Source organism: Pseudoduganella sp. GW821-FHT12E03, from assembly GCF_058807115.1.
Map to the genome: position 1 here is coordinate 1 of NZ_JBXAQJ010000013.1, position 18,455 is coordinate 18,455.

Annotated in this window: 18 protein-coding genes; 12 read left to right on the forward strand and 6 right to left on the reverse strand. The window is 63.3% G+C overall.

Features of this window, described 5'->3' with window-relative positions; all coding sequences use genetic code 11:
* The 4 genes from AC1RRC_RS27525 to AC1RRC_RS27540 all read right to left on the reverse strand — a co-directional run.
* Positions 1–356 (reverse strand): aldehyde dehydrogenase family protein (locus AC1RRC_RS27525; protein ID WP_493058805.1); only part of this gene is annotated, 356 nt, incomplete at its 3' end.
* A 10-nt stretch (positions 357–366) separates the two neighbouring features.
* Positions 367–1,377 (reverse strand): dihydrodipicolinate synthase family protein, encoded by a 1,011-nt coding sequence (locus tag AC1RRC_RS27530; protein ID WP_493058806.1) that lies wholly within the window; start codon positions 1,375–1,377, stop codon positions 367–369.
* Positions 1,378–1,394: 17 nt separating this feature from the next.
* Positions 1,395–2,399: an ornithine cyclodeaminase family protein gene (locus AC1RRC_RS27535; protein ID WP_493058807.1), complete on the reverse strand. Its 1,005-nt coding sequence runs from the start codon at positions 2,397–2,399 to the stop codon at positions 1,395–1,397.
* An 83-nt stretch (positions 2,400–2,482) separates the two neighbouring features.
* Positions 2,483–3,007 (reverse strand): YceI family protein, encoded by a 525-nt coding sequence (locus AC1RRC_RS27540; RefSeq protein ID WP_493058808.1) that lies wholly within the window; start codon positions 3,005–3,007, stop codon positions 2,483–2,485.
* Positions 3,008–3,109: 102 nt separating this feature from the next.
* Between AC1RRC_RS27540 and AC1RRC_RS27545 the strand changes: the two genes are divergently transcribed.
* The 12 genes from AC1RRC_RS27545 (at position 3,110) to AC1RRC_RS27600 (ending at position 16,829) form a co-directional block, all read left to right on the forward strand.
* A complete protein-coding gene (locus tag AC1RRC_RS27545) occupies positions 3,110–3,775 on the forward strand; it encodes a FadR/GntR family transcriptional regulator (RefSeq protein ID WP_493058809.1) in 666 nt (221 codons plus the stop codon).
* Positions 3,776–3,859: 84 nt separating this feature from the next.
* Positions 3,860–4,789 carry a 3,5-dioxohexanoate:acetyl-CoA acetone transferase gene (gene kce, locus AC1RRC_RS27550; RefSeq protein WP_493058810.1) on the forward strand — a complete coding sequence of 310 codons (930 nt, stop codon included), beginning with the start codon at positions 3,860–3,862 and terminating at the stop codon, positions 4,787–4,789.
* Between the two features lie 24 nt (positions 4,790–4,813).
* Positions 4,814–5,926 (forward strand): FAD-dependent oxidoreductase, encoded by a 1,113-nt coding sequence (locus AC1RRC_RS27555; RefSeq protein ID WP_493058811.1) that lies wholly within the window; start codon positions 4,814–4,816, stop codon positions 5,924–5,926.
* A gap of 39 nt (positions 5,927–5,965) precedes the next feature.
* Complete coding sequence (locus AC1RRC_RS27560) at positions 5,966–7,609, forward strand: DUF1302 domain-containing protein (RefSeq protein ID WP_493058812.1); 1,644 nt, start codon at positions 5,966–5,968, stop codon at positions 7,607–7,609.
* Positions 7,610–7,633: 24 nt separating this feature from the next.
* Entirely contained in the window at positions 7,634–9,004 is a 1,371-nt protein-coding gene (locus AC1RRC_RS27565; RefSeq protein ID WP_493058813.1) for a DUF1329 domain-containing protein, read from the forward strand.
* A gap of 28 nt (positions 9,005–9,032) precedes the next feature.
* A complete protein-coding gene (locus AC1RRC_RS27570; protein WP_493058814.1) occupies positions 9,033–9,590 on the forward strand; it encodes a cupin domain-containing protein in 558 nt (185 codons plus the stop codon).
* Positions 9,591–9,612: 22 nt separating this feature from the next.
* Positions 9,613–10,554 (forward strand): VOC family protein, encoded by a 942-nt coding sequence (locus AC1RRC_RS27575; RefSeq protein ID WP_493058815.1) that lies wholly within the window; start codon positions 9,613–9,615, stop codon positions 10,552–10,554.
* A gap of 14 nt (positions 10,555–10,568) precedes the next feature.
* Complete coding sequence (locus AC1RRC_RS27580; protein ID WP_493058816.1) at positions 10,569–10,937, forward strand: Rieske (2Fe-2S) protein; 369 nt, start codon at positions 10,569–10,571, stop codon at positions 10,935–10,937.
* Between the two features lie 34 nt (positions 10,938–10,971).
* Positions 10,972–11,592, forward strand: a complete 621-nt coding sequence (locus tag AC1RRC_RS27585) for a TetR/AcrR family transcriptional regulator (protein ID WP_493058817.1) — start codon at positions 10,972–10,974, stop codon at positions 11,590–11,592.
* Between the two features lie 156 nt (positions 11,593–11,748).
* Positions 11,749–12,825 carry a WD40/YVTN/BNR-like repeat-containing protein gene (locus AC1RRC_RS27590; protein WP_493058818.1) on the forward strand — a complete coding sequence of 359 codons (1,077 nt, stop codon included), beginning with the start codon at positions 11,749–11,751 and terminating at the stop codon, positions 12,823–12,825.
* Positions 12,822–15,221 carry an efflux RND transporter permease subunit gene (locus AC1RRC_RS27595; RefSeq protein WP_493058819.1) on the forward strand — a complete coding sequence of 800 codons (2,400 nt, stop codon included), beginning with the start codon at positions 12,822–12,824 and terminating at the stop codon, positions 15,219–15,221. The genes AC1RRC_RS27590 and AC1RRC_RS27595 overlap by 4 nt, the downstream gene beginning before the upstream one ends.
* 18 nt (positions 15,222–15,239) lie before the next feature.
* Positions 15,240–16,829, forward strand: coding sequence for a methyl-accepting chemotaxis protein (locus AC1RRC_RS27600; protein ID WP_493058820.1), 1,590 nt, complete (start codon positions 15,240–15,242; stop codon positions 16,827–16,829).
* On the opposite strand, the gene AC1RRC_RS27605 is transcribed toward AC1RRC_RS27600, so the two are convergent.
* Both AC1RRC_RS27605 and AC1RRC_RS27610 read right to left on the reverse strand, forming a co-directional pair.
* On the reverse strand, positions 16,777–17,286 hold the full coding sequence (locus AC1RRC_RS27605) for a hypothetical protein (RefSeq protein WP_493058821.1): 510 nt from the start codon (positions 17,284–17,286) through the stop codon (positions 16,777–16,779). The two genes, AC1RRC_RS27600 and AC1RRC_RS27605, sit on opposite strands and share 53 nt — an antisense overlap.
* 77 nt (positions 17,287–17,363) lie before the next feature.
* The gene (locus tag AC1RRC_RS27610; RefSeq protein ID WP_493058822.1) at positions 17,364–18,371 is read right to left on the reverse strand and encodes a fumarylacetoacetate hydrolase family protein; all 1,008 of its coding nucleotides are present in this window, start codon (positions 18,369–18,371) and stop codon (positions 17,364–17,366) included.
* Positions 18,372–18,455: the final 84 nt, after the last annotated feature.

Consider the following 18,455-nt stretch of genomic DNA (forward strand, 5'->3'; position numbering starts at 1 on the left):
GCCGCGTACAGGATTTCACCGCGCGACTCGACCAGCGGCTTGCCCTGTTCCGCCGTCATGATGACGGCCAGGTCATCAATGTTCTCCAGCATCAAGTCGTACAGCTTGCGCAATACCTGCGCCCGCACCTTCGGCAAGGTCCTGCGCCAGCCGCGCATGGCGCGCTGCGCCGCGTCGATGGCGCGCCGGGTTTCAGCCGCGCCACCATTCGGCACGCGCGCCACCAGGTCGCCGGTAGCAGGGTTGATCACATCGATGGTCAAGCCATTGTCGGCCGGCACCCATTGCCCATCGATCAGCATGGCCTGGCGCAGCAGGTCCGGATCGTTCAATGGTAACTTGGTCACGTCATTCATGGGGTTCACCTTAAACAGGGTTGCGGCCGATGAAGAATTCTTCATCCTGCGATGCGGTCGGGTTCAGGCCGGCCGCCTGTGTGGCGCTGCGCAACAGCGCCATGTCCTTGCCATGCACGCGCGCGGTCGGGTGGCGGATCGGGCCGCCGTTATAGCCCTGCAGCCAGCTCTGGTACTTCCACAGCAGGCGGTTCGACAAACCGTGGCCGCCAAAGCCCAGCGTGGCCACGGCGCGGCGCATCGGTTCAAGTTGGTAATACAGCTCGGTGGCTTCGTCGAACTTGCCTTCGCGGATCATCTTGTGCGCGCGCGGAATCCATGGGCCGAAGAAGGCGCTGTAATTGGTGCCACAAAACGGAATGTCCATCAGTTGCGCCAGCGGGATGTATTCGTATTCCAGTGGCGACGCCATCACCACTTCCTTATGGAAATGACGGTGCACTTCGATTGCCGACATAAAGTACGGCATACCGCCTTCAAGCTTGATCGCCACCACGTTCGGGCAATTGTCGACCAGCTTGCGCAACAGCGGCACGGGGATATCGGCCGGATGCAGGCGGCCAAAGCCCCAGGTCGGCACTGGGAACACAATCACGCCGAGGTTCGTCGCGTCGCAAATCGCCTTGGTGTAGTCATACACGTCGTCCAGCGTTTTCGGGTAAAAGTGCGGAGGATAGCCCAGCAGCACCAGGTCGGCGCCATTGGCTTCGGCGCGCTTCACCGCTTCGATATTGTCTTCCAGCGTATTGAAGATGGCGTGGTGCACCACCAATAATTTACCCTTGGCTTCGTCCACCATGATTTGCTGGAACAAGTCGTGCTCCTGCTGCGACAGCGGTACTTCCGACACCGCCAGCGAGCCGATGAAGCCATGTTCGATCGACAGCCGCACGTCGTGCCGGATGGCCTTTTCGTTAATGCCCTTGAAGTCATTGGTCATGGTTGGGATGGTGACGTTGGCAACGCCGACCAGCGCTTCACGCGCCCAGTCGCGGGCTTCCTGCCTGGTGTAATTTGCCATGATGTGGGTTCTCCTGTTTAAATGGATTTGTGTTCAAAGGTGATCGGCAGCGCTATCGCCAATCCTTGTTCCAGTGCGCGGGTTAAGATCAGTTCAGCCACCACGATGTCTTGCAGGCCACCGCCCACCGACTTGAACATGCGCGTTTGCGCGCTGTGCAACTGTGCTTCCAGCTTGCCGCCCATCAGGTCGGCCATGCCGTATGCCTTGTCGTGGAAGGCGATGCCCGCCGCTTGCGCGGCCAGCATGTCGCCGGTTTCTTCCAGTACTTCTTCCAGCATGTCGCAGACTATGATGTCGCTGCGCGCCACTACCGAGGCGTCGATCTCGCGCTGGGTCGGCACGGTGGAACCGATCGACACCACGGTGGCGCCAGGTTGCAGCCAGTGGCCAAACAAGATCGGCGATTCGTCACGCGAACGCGCGCAGCACAACACCAGGCTGGCGCCCTGCACCGCTTCCTGGCCGCTGGCCACGCCGCGCGCCGGCACGCCGAGCTCGCGCGTCACGGCGTCGGCAAACGCATCCCGCTTGGCCGGGGTCGGGCTGAACACCACCACTTCCGTCAATTCCCTCACGCTGGCGACGGCGCGCACGTGCATCGACGCTTCCAGGCCGCTGCCCAATACGGCCAGGCGCGCCGGCCCTTTGGGCGCCAGCCGGTCCAGCGCGGCGGCCGACGTCGCGGCCGTACGGAAACCCGTCACCAGAGCGCCGTCGACAAAGCCGGCGATGCGGCTGGTTTCGCGGTCGAACAGAACAATCACGTATTCGACGCCGGACTGGGCGCTGCCCATGGCCGCGCCCATGACTTTGGCGCCGTAATAGCGGCCGCCCACCGGCACCGCCGACAAGGTGCGCAGCCACGTCTTACCGACGGCGGCCACGCTGCGCGGCGGCGTGGACTGGGCCGGAATCGGTTGCGCATACGCGGCTTGCAGCGCGCGGATGGCGTCTTTCCAACTAAATACGGCACGTGCCGTATCATTATTAATGAAAACAGGGGGTGGTATGGTACTCATGGTGTTCCTCGCTCGTGGAATTTGAAACAGATTAAGTTACGAATTAATGCATGTCAATAGAATTATTGATTGCATTTTTGATTTTATTCGGCATGATGCGTCAGCTCCGCTTCGATGCGCAGCCGCACCGCATCCGACAGCGCGCCGGGAAACGCGCCCATGCCATAGGCGCCGCGGCTGATGACGGCGTCCGCGACAAACCCCAACACCGGCGCCTGGGTCCACGGATTGGTCGCGCGCCCAGTCAATTCCGCCTGTAAATCCAGCGGCAAGGTAATGCCGCGCAGGGTCAAGTCCCCTTCGATCACATAGCGCGCATCGGCCACCCGCCGCACCGCGCGCGATGCAAACACCGCCTTGGGATGCGCCTCCACATGAAACCAGTCGGGGCCCCGCAAGTGTTCGTCGCGCACCACCAGCGCGGTATCGATTGACGCCACCTCCACTTCAAACGTCACGCCGCCCGCTTCGATCGCCTGGCCGTCAAAGTGCAATTGCGCCGCGAACCGCTTGAAGACGCCCGGCGTGCTGGTGAGCCCCAGGTGGCGCACTGAAAATGCGATGTGGGTATGCGCTGGCTCGAACGCCCAGCGGGTAGAATGCGTCATTTGTTGCTCCTTTGGTCAGTAAAAAAGTTTGAATCAATTGCTCGCGCATTATGTATCATCTTTTAAATTGATACGTATTAATTTTTAAATTGAAGGATATCTATGAATTTGATCGATGATGATATCGCCCGGCTGCGGCAGTACATCGCACAGCGCGATGCCGACCTCGACCCGCGCCTGCCGCCCGAGCCCAAGTTGTGCGAAGCACTGGGCATGTCGCGCGGACGGCTGCGCACGGTACTGAAACGGCTGGAACACGAAGGACTGATCTGGCGCCATGTCGGCAAAGGCACCTTCATCGGGCCGCGCCAGGTCGACGCGAACGACGCCAGCCTGTCCGCCGCCGTCAGTGTCGATGACTTGCTCGGCGCGCGCCTGGTGCTGGAACCCCAACTGGCGGCCCAGGCCGCCATCCACGCCACCCCGGCCGACATCGCCGCGCTGGAACTGTGTCTGGCCGAGATGGCCGCCGCCGGTCCCTTCCTGCACTGGAAGCGCCTCGATGAACGCCTGCACCGCGCCATCGCGGAAGCCGCGCACAACGGCTTGTTGCTGCTGCTGTACGACACCATGCGCACGCAAATGCGCGCCAACCTCGATAGCCGCATCGAAACCGTGTATGCCGCCATGACGGGTTCACGTCCGGACACCGACGGCGAACACGCGCAACTGGTAGCCGCCATCCGCGCGCACAATCCCGACCGGGCCGAACAAGCCATGCGCGAACACTTGCGGTCGGTACGTACACGCCTGTTCGGCCAGCGCTAGCAAAAACAACCACGCAAAATCCGTTGACTCTGTCATCCTTTTATGAAACGATACGTCTCGACTCGTTTTAAAAAGGAGACAGCGATGAAGAAAGTCATCATCACCTGCGCCATTACCGGCGGCGCGCACACCCCGTCGATGTCGCAGTACTTGCCGGTGACGCCGGACGAGATTGCGCGCCAATCGATTGCCGCCGTTGACGCTGGCGCCGCCATCGTCCACTTGCACGCCCGCGATCCCGTCAACGGCAAGCCCACCGGCAGTCCGGACGTGTTCCGCCAATTCATCGGCACCATCAAGGACGCCACCGATGCAGTCATCAATATCTCCACCGGCGGCGGCGGCCCCGGAATGCCGATCGCCGAACGCGCCGAGGCTGGCCGCGTGCTGCGGCCAGAAATGTGCTCGCTCAACATGGGGTCGATCAACCTGGTGCTGTCGGAAATGGGGCAAAAGAAGCGCGACTGGCAGCACGACTGGGAACAGCCGTTCCTGGACTCCACGCGCGGCATGATTTTCCGCAATACCTATGAAGATATCGAATGGATCCTGGAACAGATCGGCCGCGCCGGCGGCACCCGTTTCGAGTTCGAGTGCTACGACACCAGCCATTTGTACACGCTGGCCTATTTCCTGGAACGGGGCCTGGTGAAACCGCCGCTATTCATCCAAAGCGTGTTCGGGCTGCGCGGCGCGCAAGGCGCCCATGCGGAAGACGTGCTGCACCAAAAACGCACCGCCGACCGCCTGTTCGGCAACGACTACCAATGGTCGGTGCTGGCCGCTGGAAAAAATCAAATGCCGCTGGCCACCATGTCGGCGCTCCTGGGCGGCAACGTGCGCGTCGGCCTGGAAGACAGCCTGTATATCGGCCGCGGCGAACTGGCGCAATCGAATGCGGAACAAGTCGGCAAGATCCGCGGCATTTTGACCGAACTGGGGATGGACATTGCCCGTCCCGATGAAGTGCGGGAATTGCTGCAGCTGAAAGGCAGGAATGAGGTTGGCTTCTAACACAAATAACAGGAGATACACATCATGTCAGACGTAAAAAGCGCGCTGGTGGTCGGCGCCGGCATCGGCGGCGCCACCGCCGCCTACACCCTGGCGCGCGCCGGGATCAAAACCCAATGCGTGGAAATCGCACCCAAAAGCTCGGTGGCCGGCACCGGCATTTGCCTGCTGCATAACACCATGCGCGCCTTGGGCCAGGTCGGCCTGGCCGAACCTTGCCTGCAATATGGCCAGCAACTCGATCACTTCCGCCAGTTCAACGCCGCCGGCAGGCAACTCAGCGAAAACCCGACGCCGCCCGGCATTGGCATCAAACGTCCCGACCTGGCGCACGTGCTGGAACAATCGGCCATCGAAGCCGGCGCCACCATCGAACACGGCGTCACCGTCACCACCCTGGACGACCTGGGCGACCGCGTCAAAGTCGGCTTCAGCAATGGCGCCAGCGGCGAATATGACATCGTGGTGGCGGCCGATGGCGTCTATTCCACCATCCGCAGGCAAGTCTTTGGCGCCGAATATGACGCTACCTTTGCCGGCCAGAGTTGCTGGCGCTTTTCCGCGCCGCGCCTGCCCGAACACGACGGCTTCTGGCTGTTCCGTCACAAGGGCGCCGCCGTCGGCGCCATCCCGACCTCGAAGGAAGGCTGTTACCTGTTCGTGCTGGAAAGCAGCAAACAGCCTCTGCACATGGCGGAAGACCAACTCGACATCCTGTTGAAGCAACGGCTGGCGGAATTCAGCGCACCGCTGATCCGCCATTCGCTGGACCAGTTGTCCGGCCCGAAACACGTGCTGTTCCGCCCATTCGACGTGCGCCTGATGCCCGGCCCGTGGTGGCACAAGGGCCGCGTGGTGTTGCTGGGCGACGCCGCCCACGCGCCGACGCCGCAATTGACGTCGGGCGGCGGCATGGCGATCGAAGATGCGGTGGTGCTGGGGCAATGCCTGGCGGCGCCCGGCACGGCGGCGCAGGCGCTGGAAGCCTACAGCCAGCGGCGCGTGCCGCGCGTCAAGCGGGTATGGGAAGCGTCTTACCAGATTTGCCAATGGGAGCAGGAAGACCCGGTCGGCAACGCGCAAAAGACCGCCGGACTGCTACTCGATACCTACAAGTTCCTCGGCGAAGCGATGTAACCCACTGAAATGAAGCAGTCCATAACAAAGGAGACAACCGTGAACCACCACCACCAACCCGCGCGCGGCCTGCGCCTGCTGGCCATGGCAGCGGCGATTGGCGCCATGGGGGGCGCCCATGCGGCCGATATCGACACTGGCAATGGCGACCTGGCCGTACGCTGGGATAACACCCTGAAGTACAGCAGCGCCGCCCGCGTGCACAAGCAAGATCCCGCGCTGCTGTCGGGCGACATTTTTTCCGCCAACACGGATGACGGCAACCGCAATTTCAACCGTGGCGTGATTTCCAGCCGCATCGACTGGCTCAGCGAACTGGACGTGGTCTATGCCCGCCAATATGGCTTGCGCGTCAGCGCTGCCGCCTGGTACGACAGTGTCTACAACGGCCGCAACGACAACAGCTTGCCCCCCACCACCAACCGCTTTTCCGGCCCCTACGACCATTTCAACCCGACCACCCGCACCTTGCACGGCCGCGATGCCGAATTGCGCGACGCGTTTGTCTTTGGCCGCTTCGACCTGGGCGGCACCCGTTTGAATGTGCGCGCCGGCCAGCACTCGGTGCTGTGGGGCGAGAGCCTGTTCTTTGGCGCGAACGCGATTGCCGGCGCGATGGCGCCGGTCGACGTGATCAAGCTGGCGTCGGTGCCCAGCACCCAGTTCAAGGAAGCGATCATGGCGGTGCCGCAGGTGTCTGCGCAATGGCAAATCAATCCAACCGTGTCGCTGGGCGCGTTTTACCAGTTCCGCTGGAAAGCCAGTCGCCTGCCCGCCGCCGGCAGCTATTTCTCGGGCCTGGACTTCCAGCCGGCCGGCGGCGAAGGGCTATTGATCGGCCTGCCCCATCCGCTGCTGCGCGGCCCGGACCAGGAAGCGAAAAACAGTGGCCAGGGTGGCCTGCAATTGCGCTTCTCGGCACTGGAAACCGACTTCGGGCTGTATTCCGTGCGCTTCCACGGCAAGACGCAGCAACTGGTCACCAGCATCATCCCGCCCGGCATGCCGGGCAGCTACCACCTGGCGTACCACGAGGGCACCACCGCGTTCGGAGCCAGCGCGTCGCACACCTTTGGCGACATCCAACTGGCCATTGAAGCGTCGCTGCGCCGCAACCAGGACCTGGCGTCGACCGGCGCCTCGGACTTGAGCGCCCTGTTCGGCGCGCCGCCCGCCAACAATAGCGACCGCCCCGCGTACGGCGTCGGCCGCACCGGCCACGTCAATATCAGCACGCTGTGGACCTTGCCATCATCGCCGCTGGCGCGGGAAGCGTCGCTGACGGCCGAAATCATGTGGAACCGGGTCCTGTCAGTGCAAAAAAACCGCCAGGCGCTCGATCCCAACTCGACGCGCGACGCCTGGTCCTTGCGCGCGGTGCTGGAACCGACTTACCGCCAGGTCTTGCCGGGCCTGGACCTCAGCGTACCAATCGGTATCGGCTGGAGTCCGGCCGGTTCGCGCTCGCAAGCGCTGGGGCCCGCCCTGCCAGCGGAAAACGGCGGCGACTTCAGCATCGGCTTGAAGGGCAGCTATCTCGACGTGTGGAGGCCAAGCATCAGCTACACGCATTTCTATGGTCCGGCCGGCGCCATGATGACCGGCGCCATGCCGATGTTCACTTACCGCCAGTTCATGAAAGACCGTGACTTCATCGCGCTGTCGATCAGCCGCACGTTCTGACCCGTCAAAGTAAAAGGAACCATCATGAAATTCCAGACCTGCATCCGCACCGCCGCCCTGCTATCCACCATTGCCGTACTGGCGCCAAGCCACGCCGGTGTCCCTGCCACGGAAGCGGCCCGCCTGAAAAACGATTTGACCCCGATGGGCGCCGAAAAGGCCGGTAACAAGGAAGGCACCATTCCCGCCTGGACCGGCGGCCTGACCACGCCAACACAAGGTTTTAAAAATGGCGGACGCCGTCCCGATCCTTATGCCGCCGACAAGCCGACATTGCAAATCACCGCGAAAAACATGGGCCAGTATGCCGACAAGCTGACCGACGGCGTCAAGGCGCTGCTGCAAAAATATCCGGACAGCTTCCGGCTCGACGTCTATCCGACCCGTCGGCCCGCCGCCGCTCCGCAATACGTGTACGACAACACGTTCCAGAACGCCACCCGCGCCACGCTGGTCAATTCCGATGGCGGCCAGATTCCAAAAGGCGCGTATGGCGGGGTTCCCTTCCCCATTCCCAAGACCGGCGTGGAAGTCATGCTCAACCACAAACTGCGCTGGCGCGGCGAATCGTGGGTACAGGCCGGGCATAACTGGCAAGTGACCGCCGACGGCAAGAAGGTGCTGTTGTCCGACGTGGTACAGCACACCAACGCACCTTACTACTTCAAGGACAGGGCCGCCGACAAGCCGGGCGAACCCTACTGGATGGGACGTATCGAAACGCTGGGCCCGGCCATCCGCGCCGGCGAAGCCATCGTCGGCCATGAAGTGATCGACGCCAGCAATACCAATACCTGGGTCTACCTGGTCGGCCAGCGCCGCGTGCGCAAGTTGCCGAATGCCTGCTGCGACACGCCGACACCCGCCGCCGCCGGCGTGCTGTCGTTCGACGAAATTGAAATCTTCACGGGCCGCCTGGACCGTTTCGACTGGAAGCTGGCCGGCAAGAAGGAAATGTACATTCCGTATAACGCCAACCGCATGCTAACGGCCAGCAAGGATAGCGACGTGCTCGGCACCCAGCACATCAACCCGGACCATCTGCGCTGGGAATTGCACCGCGTTTGGGTGGTGGAAGCGGCCTTGAAACCGGGTCAGCGCCACACATCGAAGAAGTCGGTGTATTACGTGGATGAAGATTCCTGGCTGGGCGTGCTGGCCGACCGCTACGACGCCAACGACAAGCTGTGGCGCATGGTCTATACCACGCCAGTGGCCGCGCCCGACGTGCCGGGCGTGATCGCTTCCGGCTTCGGCGCCTACGACTTGCTGGCCGGCGGCTATATCGCGATGGAAGTCGGCGCCGAACAAAAATCGCAATACAAGATCAACCCGGCGCCTTACCCGCAATCGTTCTTCGCGCCGGAAAACATGGCGGGCGAAAGCGTCCGCTGATCCCTCCACCTGGAACATGAGTCTCAACATGCAAACAGAAGAAAACCAACCCGGCTTGCGTCAGCTGGCGTTACGCCCGGTCCGGCGCATCGTCACCGGCACCAATGCCGAGCACCGCTCATACATCCAGTCCGACAGCGCCGCACCCAACGTGGTGTACGAACCGGGCCGTCCCGTCGCGCACGTGCTGTGGGCTACCGGAGAGGCGCGCGCGGCAGGCGGCGAACCGGCGCCGGCCGGCCACGCGTTCCCGTTCCACTCAGCGGGCGGCTCGCTGCTGCGCGTGGTCGACTTCCCGCCGGACGCGTTTTATGACCAGCAGGAATTGATGAAATTCCTCGACGCGTCCGGCGTTCGCGACCCCAACCAGCCGCGCCATTTCTGGTTCCACAAGACCGCTTCGCTGGATTACGCCATCGTACTGGAGGGCGAGATCGTCGCCATGATGGACGTAGATGAAACCGTGATGCGGCCGGGTGACATCCTGGTCCAGCGTGCCACCAACCACAGCTGGTCGAACCGTTCCAACCAGCCGTGCCGCATGGCGTTTGTACTGCTGGACCTGGTGCCCGGCGAACCACTGTAATCCCCACCTTTAAGGAGTTACCATGAATATTATCGGACCCGATTATCTGGTCTTCGCCATCGACGATCTGGCGGCAGGCAGCCAGTTCCTGACCGACTACGGCTTGCACGACCAAGGCAATGGCCTGTTCACCGCGCTGGACGGCACCGGCATCATCATCCGCCAGAGCAACGATCCATCCCTGCCCGCCTGGCCGCTGCCAACCACCAACCAGTTGCGCAAGACCGTCTATGGCGTGGCCGACCAGGCCACGCTGGACGCGATTGCCGCCGAACTGGGCAAGGACCGCGAAGTCAAACGCCTTGCCGACGGCTCGATTGAAGCGGTCGATGACATGCAATTCGTGCTGGGCTTCCAGATCACCGTGCGCCGCAAGCTGGACTTGCCGGGCGAATGCGCCAATGCGCCGGGCGTGCCGCAGCGCGGTTTCAATGTCAGCGGCATCGACTGGAATTTGCCAGCCGCCGTGCCGAAACCGCGCTCGCTGTCGCACGTCGTGTATTTCGTGCCGGATTATAAAAAGACCGAAGCGTTTTATATCGAGCGCCTGGGCTTCCGGCTGGTCGACCGTTTCGAAGGCATGGGGCCGTTCCTGCGCCCGGCCGGCTGCATCGAGCACCACACCATGTTCCTGATCCAGACCCCGCCGCATTTGCACGGCTGCGAACATTTCACGTTCCACATGGGCGGACCAACCGAAGTGCTGCTGGCCGGCCAAAACCTGGTACGCAAGGGCTATGAATCGTTCTGGGGCCCGGGCCGCCACCGCTTCGGCTCGAACTGGTTCTGGTATTTCAACTCGCCGTTCGGTGCCCATATCGAATACGACGCCGATATGGATTTGCACGACGACAGCTGGACGCCACGGGTCGAACATGCGCAGGCGGACCGCTCGCAAATCTTCCTGTTCCACTGGCGCGACACGTGGGCGCCGGGCGGTCCGCCCCCCGGCGGCGCGGTGTAATGGAGGAAAGCGCCATGGCCGACGCCTCCTGGATCCGGCTGTGCCGGCTGGATGAGCTGCCCCAGCCTGGTGCGCGCGGCTTTGATTTAAGCGGCCGTGGCACGGATGACCTGTTTATCGTGCGCCGTGGCAGTCTGTTGCGCGCTTACCGCAATTCCTGCCCGCACTGGCCGGAAGTGACACTGCCGTGGCGCAAAAATGGCTACCTCGACAGCAAGGCTGAACACGTGGTCTGCCACGGCCATGGCGCCCGTTTTACGCTCGACGACGGCTTGTGCATACAAGGCCCCTGCCAGGGACTGAAGCTGCAAGCCATCCCGCTGCGCGTGGACGACGGCCGCCATGTCAGCGTGCTGTTCGCCAGTCCGGAGCGCAGCTTGTAGAATTGCGGGGAATTTCATTTGATATCGAGGCCCCGTGAAACCATCCGCACAACGTTCCCCCGGCCGTGCACGCAGTGAAGACTCGCGCACGGCGATTTTGACCGCCACGCTGAAACTGCTGGAAGCGCAATCGCTGCAACAATTATCGATCGAAGCGATTGCGCGCGAAGCCGGTGTCGGCAAGACCACGATTTACCGCTGGTGGCCATCCAAGGCCGCTGTCGTGATTGAAGCCTTCCTGATGAACCACGTCAGCCGCGTGGCCGCGCCCAGGGATATGAAGGCGGCCGACGCGCTGGTGCAGATCATGCAATTGCTGATCAAGGAATACAATGACTGGGAAGGCCGAATCGTCACGCAAATCATCGGCGAAGGCCAGAGCGATCCGGACATCTTGCGCGAATTCCGCGAGCGTTTCTGGAATGACCGGCGTGCGCTAACCCTGGGACTGGTCAGCGAAGCATGCCGCCACGGCGAACTGCGCGACGACTTTAGCGCTGAATTTTTGCTGGAACTGATGTTCGCGCCGATTTACTTCCGCCTGCTGTTGCGTACCGCGCCATTGGACCAGGAATTTTCCGATTCCTACTGCGACAACATCTTCCGCCTGCTGGCACCGCCAGCGCCAGCCGCGCCCAAGACCAAGGCCCGCTAGCCTGACACCACGCTCCTCTTGCAGGCCCGGGCCCGGGCCTGCCATCCCCCAGCTTCCACCGCCGCCGCGCCAACGCGCATTGCATGATTGACGCCCGCCATCTTCGCCGATAATATAATACGCATCGTATCGATTCCATATTAGAGGAGACAAACCATGTTCACTCATCCTGCCCGGCGGCGCGCCCTAGTAGTGCTGGCCGCCTGTATCGGCGTCTTGGGCGAGGGCGCCGCGCTGGCGGCCCCCACCGGCCCGGCGCTCTCTCGGCCCGCGATCCCCACGCAGCGGGCGGCCCAGTCGGTATTGCTCGGCATTGCGCGGGCCGGCCAGCGCCTGGTGGCAGTGGGCGAGCGCGGCATCGTGTTGCTGTCGGACGACAACGCCGCCACCTGGCGCCAGGTACCCGTGCCTGTCAGCGTGACCCTGACCGCCGTGCGCTTCGCTGATGGCCGGCGCGGCTACGCGGCCGGCCATGGCGGCGCGGTGCTGGCCACGGAAGACGGTGGCGAAACCTGGGTGCGCGTGCTGGACGGCAGCCAGGCCGCACACATTGCGCTCGATGCGGCCCAGGCCAGCGGTAATGCGGCGGCCCTGCGCGACGCGCAGCGCCTGCTGAGCGACGGCCCGGACAAGCCGCTGCTCGACTTGCTGGTACTCGACCCGTGGCGGGTGATCGTGATTGGCGCTTACGGCATCGCCTATGCCACCACGGATGGCGGCAAAAGCTGGCATTCGTGGTCGCAGCGTCTGGGCAATCCCCGTGGCCTGCACTTGTATGCGATCCGCCGCCACGGTGACACCCTCCTGGTGTGCGGTGAACAGGGTCTGGTACGCCTGTCGCGCGACGGCGGCCAGCACTTCACGGCCCTCAAGACGCCCTATAACGGCAGCTTCTTTACGGCCGAACTGACTGGCGCGGACGGCATCGTGCTGGCCGGCCTGCGCGGCAACCTGCTGCGCTCATCGGACGCGGGCGCCACCTGGCGCCACAGCGCGGCGCCGGGCGCCGCCACCATCACGGCTTCCGCCCTGCGCTCCGATGGCGCGCTGATGCTGGCGACCCAGGCCGGCATGGTGCTGGTCGAGCGCAACGGCGTGCTGGCGCCCGTCAACCCGGCCCCGCTGCCGCCGCTGACCGGCATTTTTCCTAAAAACGATGGCGCCAGCCTGGCCCTCAGCATCCAGGGACTCGGGGCCGTTCCCTCTCCCGCCCAGAATGGAGGCCAACCATGAAACCCGTCCCACCTATCGACGTGCATCCGGACGTCCCCTTCGATCCCCGTTCCGGATCGCTGCTGGAGCGCGCGCTGTTCAACCACCGCCTGATCGTGGTGGCGCTGTGCGTGATTGCCACCGTGCTGCTGGGCTGGCAAGCCACCCGGCTGCACTTGAACGCCAGCTTTGAAAAGACCATCCCGGCACACCACCCGTATATCCAGAATTACCTGCAGCACCAGCATGAACTGTCCGGCCTGGGCAATGCCGTGCGCATCGCCGTCGAAAATCCCAATGGCGATATCTACGACGCCAACTACCTGCGCCAACTGCGTAGCCTGTCCGATGAACTATTCCTGTTGCCCGGTGTCGACCGCCTGAAAATGAAATCCCTTTGGACACCGTCGACGCGCTGGGTCGGTGTGACCGAAGAAGGCCTGGAAGGCGGCCCCGTGATCCCCGACGGCTACGACGAATCGCCGGACAGCTTGCGGGCGCTGGCCGCCAATATTGCGCGCTCGGGCGAAATCGGCCAACTGGTCGCGCTGGACGCCCGTTCGACCATTATCTATCTGCCCTTGCTGGCGAAAACGCCGGATGGCCACACATTGAACTATGCCGATTTTTCCGCGCAACTGGAAGCCCTGCGCGGCAAATACCAGCGGCAGGGATTAACCATCCACATCACGGGCTTTGCCAAGCTGGTGGGCGACCTGATCGACGGCGTGCAAGCGGTATTGGTATTCTTCGCGCTGGCGGTTGCCATCGCCACCGCCACGGTGTACTGGTACACGCGCTGCATCCGCTCCACCTTGCTGGTGGTGGCCGCCTCGCTGGTGGCGGTGGTGTGGCAAATCGGGCTGCTGCCGGCACTCGGCTACGCGCTCGACCCGTATTCGATCTTGGTGCCCTTCCTGGTGTTTGCCATCGGCATGAGCCACGGCGCGCAAAAAATGAATGGCATCATGCAAGACGTCGGGCGCGGCATGGACAAGCTGGTGGCGGCCCGCTATACCTTTCGCCGCCTGTTCCTGGCCGGCCTGACGGCGCTGTTGGCCGACGCAGTGGGTTTTGCCGTGCTGCTGGTCATCGACATCCAGGTCATCCGCGAACTGGCGATTGCCGCCTCGCTGGGCGTGGCCGTGCTGATTTTCACTAACCTGATCCTGCTGCCGATTTTACTGTCGTACACCGGCGTCAGCGCCAAGGCCGCCGTGCGCAGCCTGCGCTCGGAAAGCGCCGGTGAGACGAAGCACCCGGTGTGGGCCTTGCTCGACCAGTTCACGCGCCGCCGCTGGGCCACGGCCGCCGTGATCGCGGCCACGGCCATGGGCGTGGCCGGGTTTGCCGCCAGCACCCACCTGAAAATCGGCGACCTCGACCCCGGCGCCCCGGAATTGCGCGCCGACAGCCGCTACAACCGCGACGTCGGCTTCATGAACGCGGGCTATGGCGCGTCCAGCGACGTGCTGGCGGTCATGGTCAAGACTCCGGAAGGCGGCTGCTCGCGCTACGACACGCTCAACAAGATCGATGCGCTGGAGTGGCAGTTGCGCCAGCTCGACGGCGTGGAAGACACCAATTCGCTGGCGCGCCTGAACCGCCGCATGCTGGTCGGCCTGACCGAAGGCAATCCCAAATGGTATGAACTGGCGCCCAACCAGGACATGCTCAACACGGTGACGGCCGGCGCGCCGCGCGGGCTGTATAACGATAGCTGCAGCCTGCTGACCTTGTATGTCTACCTGCGCGACCACAAGGCCGATACGCTGGCGCGCGTGGTCGACCATGTGGATGCCTTCGCCAGAGAAAACAATAGCCCGGACGCCACCTTCCTGCTGGCCGCCGGCAGCGCCGGTATCGAGGCCGCCACCAATATCGCTGTCAAGGATGCGTGGCGCAAGATGCTGGTGCTGGTGTATGGCGCGGTAGTGGTGCTGTCGTTCGTCACGTTCCGCTCATGGCGCGCGGTGGTGGTGGCGGTGTTGCCGCTGATGCTGACGTCGGTGCTGGCCGAAGCGCTGATGGTGGCGCTGGGCATGGGCGTGAAGGTCGCGACGCTACCGGTGATCGCGCTGGGTGTGGGCATCGGCATCGACTATGCGCTATATATCTTGTCGGTGACACTGGCCGAACTGCGCGCCGGCAAGAGCCTGTCGGCAGCCTATTACCGCGCCCTGCTGTTTACCGGCAAGGTGGTGATGCTGACCGGCGTGACATTGGCCATAGGCGTCGTCACCTGGGTCGCCAGCCCGATCAAATTTCAGGCCGACATGGGGCTGTTGCTGGCGTTTATGTTCTTGTGGAATATGCTGGGCGCGCTGATCTTGCTGCCGGCGCTGGCGCACTTCCTGCTCAAGCCGGCGCGCATCGCGTCGGTCCAGGCAGCCCCCGGCGCTTCACGCGCCGCCTGAATCCCACGGGAGCACATCATGCGCATTTCCAACCTGAATATCGGCACCCGCTTGTCGCTGGGCTTTGCTCTGGTGTGCGGCCTGCTGTTGCTGGTCGTCGCCATCGCCACCACCATCCTGGCCCATATCAACCATGCCGCCACCAGCATCGCCAATGACACGATACAAAAACTCGAAGGCATATCCAGCGTGGTCTGGCACGTCAATGACGCGGCTTTTGCACTGAGCAATACCCTGATCACGGACGACACGGCGGACCGCAAGGCGCTTGGCACGCTGGTGCTGGTCAAGCGCGACGACGTGGCGGCGATTTACCGCGCCCTGCCACCGGAAGCGTTTGACGCCAAAGGCCAGGAATTGTTGCGGCAGACGCGCACCATCGATACCCGCTTGTGGGAAGCACAGCAGCGCATCTTCAGCCAGCTGGCGAGCGACGACCTGGCGGCGGCGCGGGCCACGCTGACCCGGCAACTGCGGCCCGTACTGGACGCCTACAAGGGCGCCATCCAGACCCAGTTGCTGTACCAGAAAAGCCTGGCGCTTCAGGCGGCCGCCGATGGCCGGCAAAAATACCAGTTCACCCGCAATTTGCTGATCGGCCTCGGCGCGTTTGCCGTGGTGGTGTCCATTGCCGCCGCGCTGTGGATTACCCGCTCGATCACGGTACCCATGTCCCAGGCGCTGCGCGTGGCGGACACGGTCGCATCGGGTGACCTCACCAGCGGCATGGCGGCCGGCGGCGACAGTGAAACCGGGCGCCTGCTGGCGGCGCTTGGCAAGATGAATGGCAACCTGGCCCGCACTGTCGGTGCGGTGCGCTCCGGCACCGCCACCATCCGCTCGGCGTCGGCGCAAGTGGCCAGCAGCAACGTGGAATTGTCCGGCCGCACGGCCCAGCAAGCCGGGTTGCTGGACGAGACCGCGTCATCGATGCGGGATCTTACCGCCACGGTCCGGCAAAATGCCGACAACGCGCGACAAGCCTGCACCCTGGCCGAAACCGCCTCCACCATCGCGGCGCGGGGCGGCGCCGTGATCGGGCAAGTGACGGCCACGATGGCGGAAATCGACACCTCCGCCAACAAGATCGCCGACATCATCGGCGTCATCGACGGGATCGCGTTCCAGACCAATATCCTGGCGCTGAACGCGGCGGTGGAAGCGGCGCGTGCCGGTGAACAGGGCCGTGGTTTTGCCGTGGTGGCCAGCGAAGTACGCAACCTGGCGCAGCGCAGCGCCACGGCGGCCCGGGAAATCAAGGTGCTGATCGACGTGTCGGCCCGCAAGGTTCATGCAGGGGGGGAATTGGTCGGCCAGGCCCGCGCCACCATGGACGACATAGTCCGCAGTGTGCGGCAAGTGGCCAATATGATGACAGCGATCAGCAGCGCCAGCCAGGAGCAGACCGCCGGCATAGCCCGCATCGGCAGCGCGGTGTCGCGCATGGATGGCATGACCAAGGAAAATGCCGCGCTGGTGGAAGCAACATCGACGGCTTCCGAAGCCATGCGCGATGAAGCTGACCGCCTGGCGCAGGCGGTCAGCCTGTTCAAGCTCAGTTCGGATGAACGCCGGCTTGCCGCAGCGCTGCCTGCACCGCCAGTTTGACCGACAAGGCGCCTGCCAGCGGACCGTAGCATGCCTTAAACAGCAGGTACGGTCCGAATTGCATGGCATTGACGCCCAGCAACCAGAACCCTGCCACCGACACCGGCACAATCCATGCCGTCATCAGCAGCGCCAGCAGCACGATGCGTGGTGCCGGATGGCGCGGCAAGCGCCGCACCATCCATCCGCATTCCTGATCCCGCATCGCCTCGACCTGCCCGCCCTGCAGGCGCCGCCGCGCCACCAGGCTAATCACGGTGCTGCCGATCAGGGTCAGGAACAATACCGTGGGCACCAGGTCGGCCGCGATGCCGTGTTCGCCCCACAGGGGAATCGGACCGCCATGGGGCAGCAAGACATAGGTAAAGAATGTGCACAGCATGGCATTGAAGATGCTGGCGGTGACCAGTTCACGTTGGAGGTAGGTGGCATGATTGATGGGGAATGAATTAGGCATGATGGAGTCTCGCTTCAAGAAAAAACCCGCGTGAACTGGCATCGCGGGTTTGATGGGAAATGATTGCCGGTGGGCATTTACATGAACGGCTGGCGTTCTTCCGGCCACCAGACGCTCTTTTGCGGTTGCCCGATGCGGTTGCGCAGCACGCCGATACCGGCCACGTCGAGTTCCAGCACGTCGCCCGGCGACAACTGGCGGTCCAGTTCCAGACCGGAACCGCCGCCCATGGTGCCGGAACCGATGATGTCACCCGGCTGTATCCAGTCGGCCAGCGCCACATAAGCGATCAACTCTTCAATACTCCACAGCTTGTTGGCGCTGCTGCCCCGGGCCCAGGTTTCGCCATTGACGCGCACTTGCATTGCAATCGCGTCGAGGTCGGCAAATTCGTCCACGGTGGTGATCCATGGACCGATCCCATACGCAAAATCCTTGGATTTGGAGGGCCCCATGCCGATCCCCATTTCAATCGACTGGCGGTCGCGCGCACTGAAGTCATTGAATATCGTCACGCCGAACAGGTAAGCACGGGCATTGTCCGGATGCACGTTGTGGCCACGGCGGCCAATTACGTAACCCAGTTCCAGCTCGTAATCCATGTAGCCAATAAACGCAGGCCATGGCACTTCCGCTTCATGGCCGATTACCGTGTGCGGCGTACCCTTGAAGTAGCCCGGCACCTTCAGCAGGCCGGGCTGCGGGGTGGCCTTCATCTTGCTGTGGAAACCCTTGATGTGGTCGACAAAGGTCAGGCCATCACGCACCACGGACGGGTCCGTGGCACCCAGCCAGGTGACGGCATCGAAACTAATCGACGCGCATGATGCGGCGTCCGGCGCGTCCTTCGCCACCGCACGCGCAGCGTCCAGGAACAGGTCGCCGCTGGCAATGGCGGCCGACATACTGCCCGGGAACACTGCATCCGCCACGCGCAGGGCGCCCTCAGGAGTAGCTCCCGCCTGCTGCAGGCGCGCCGACCACGCCGCCTTCAAATCAATCACGCGCCGCTCTTCCGGCAACACCAGCACCAGGCGCGCCACGTCGCCATCGGGACCCGATACGGCTATACGACCTAACTTCATTGTCATCTCCTGTGATGCCCGCCAGGCGGCGGGCGGTTAAATGTTCAGTTCAAAGCACACATACGAATCGTTTCGTATTTAATT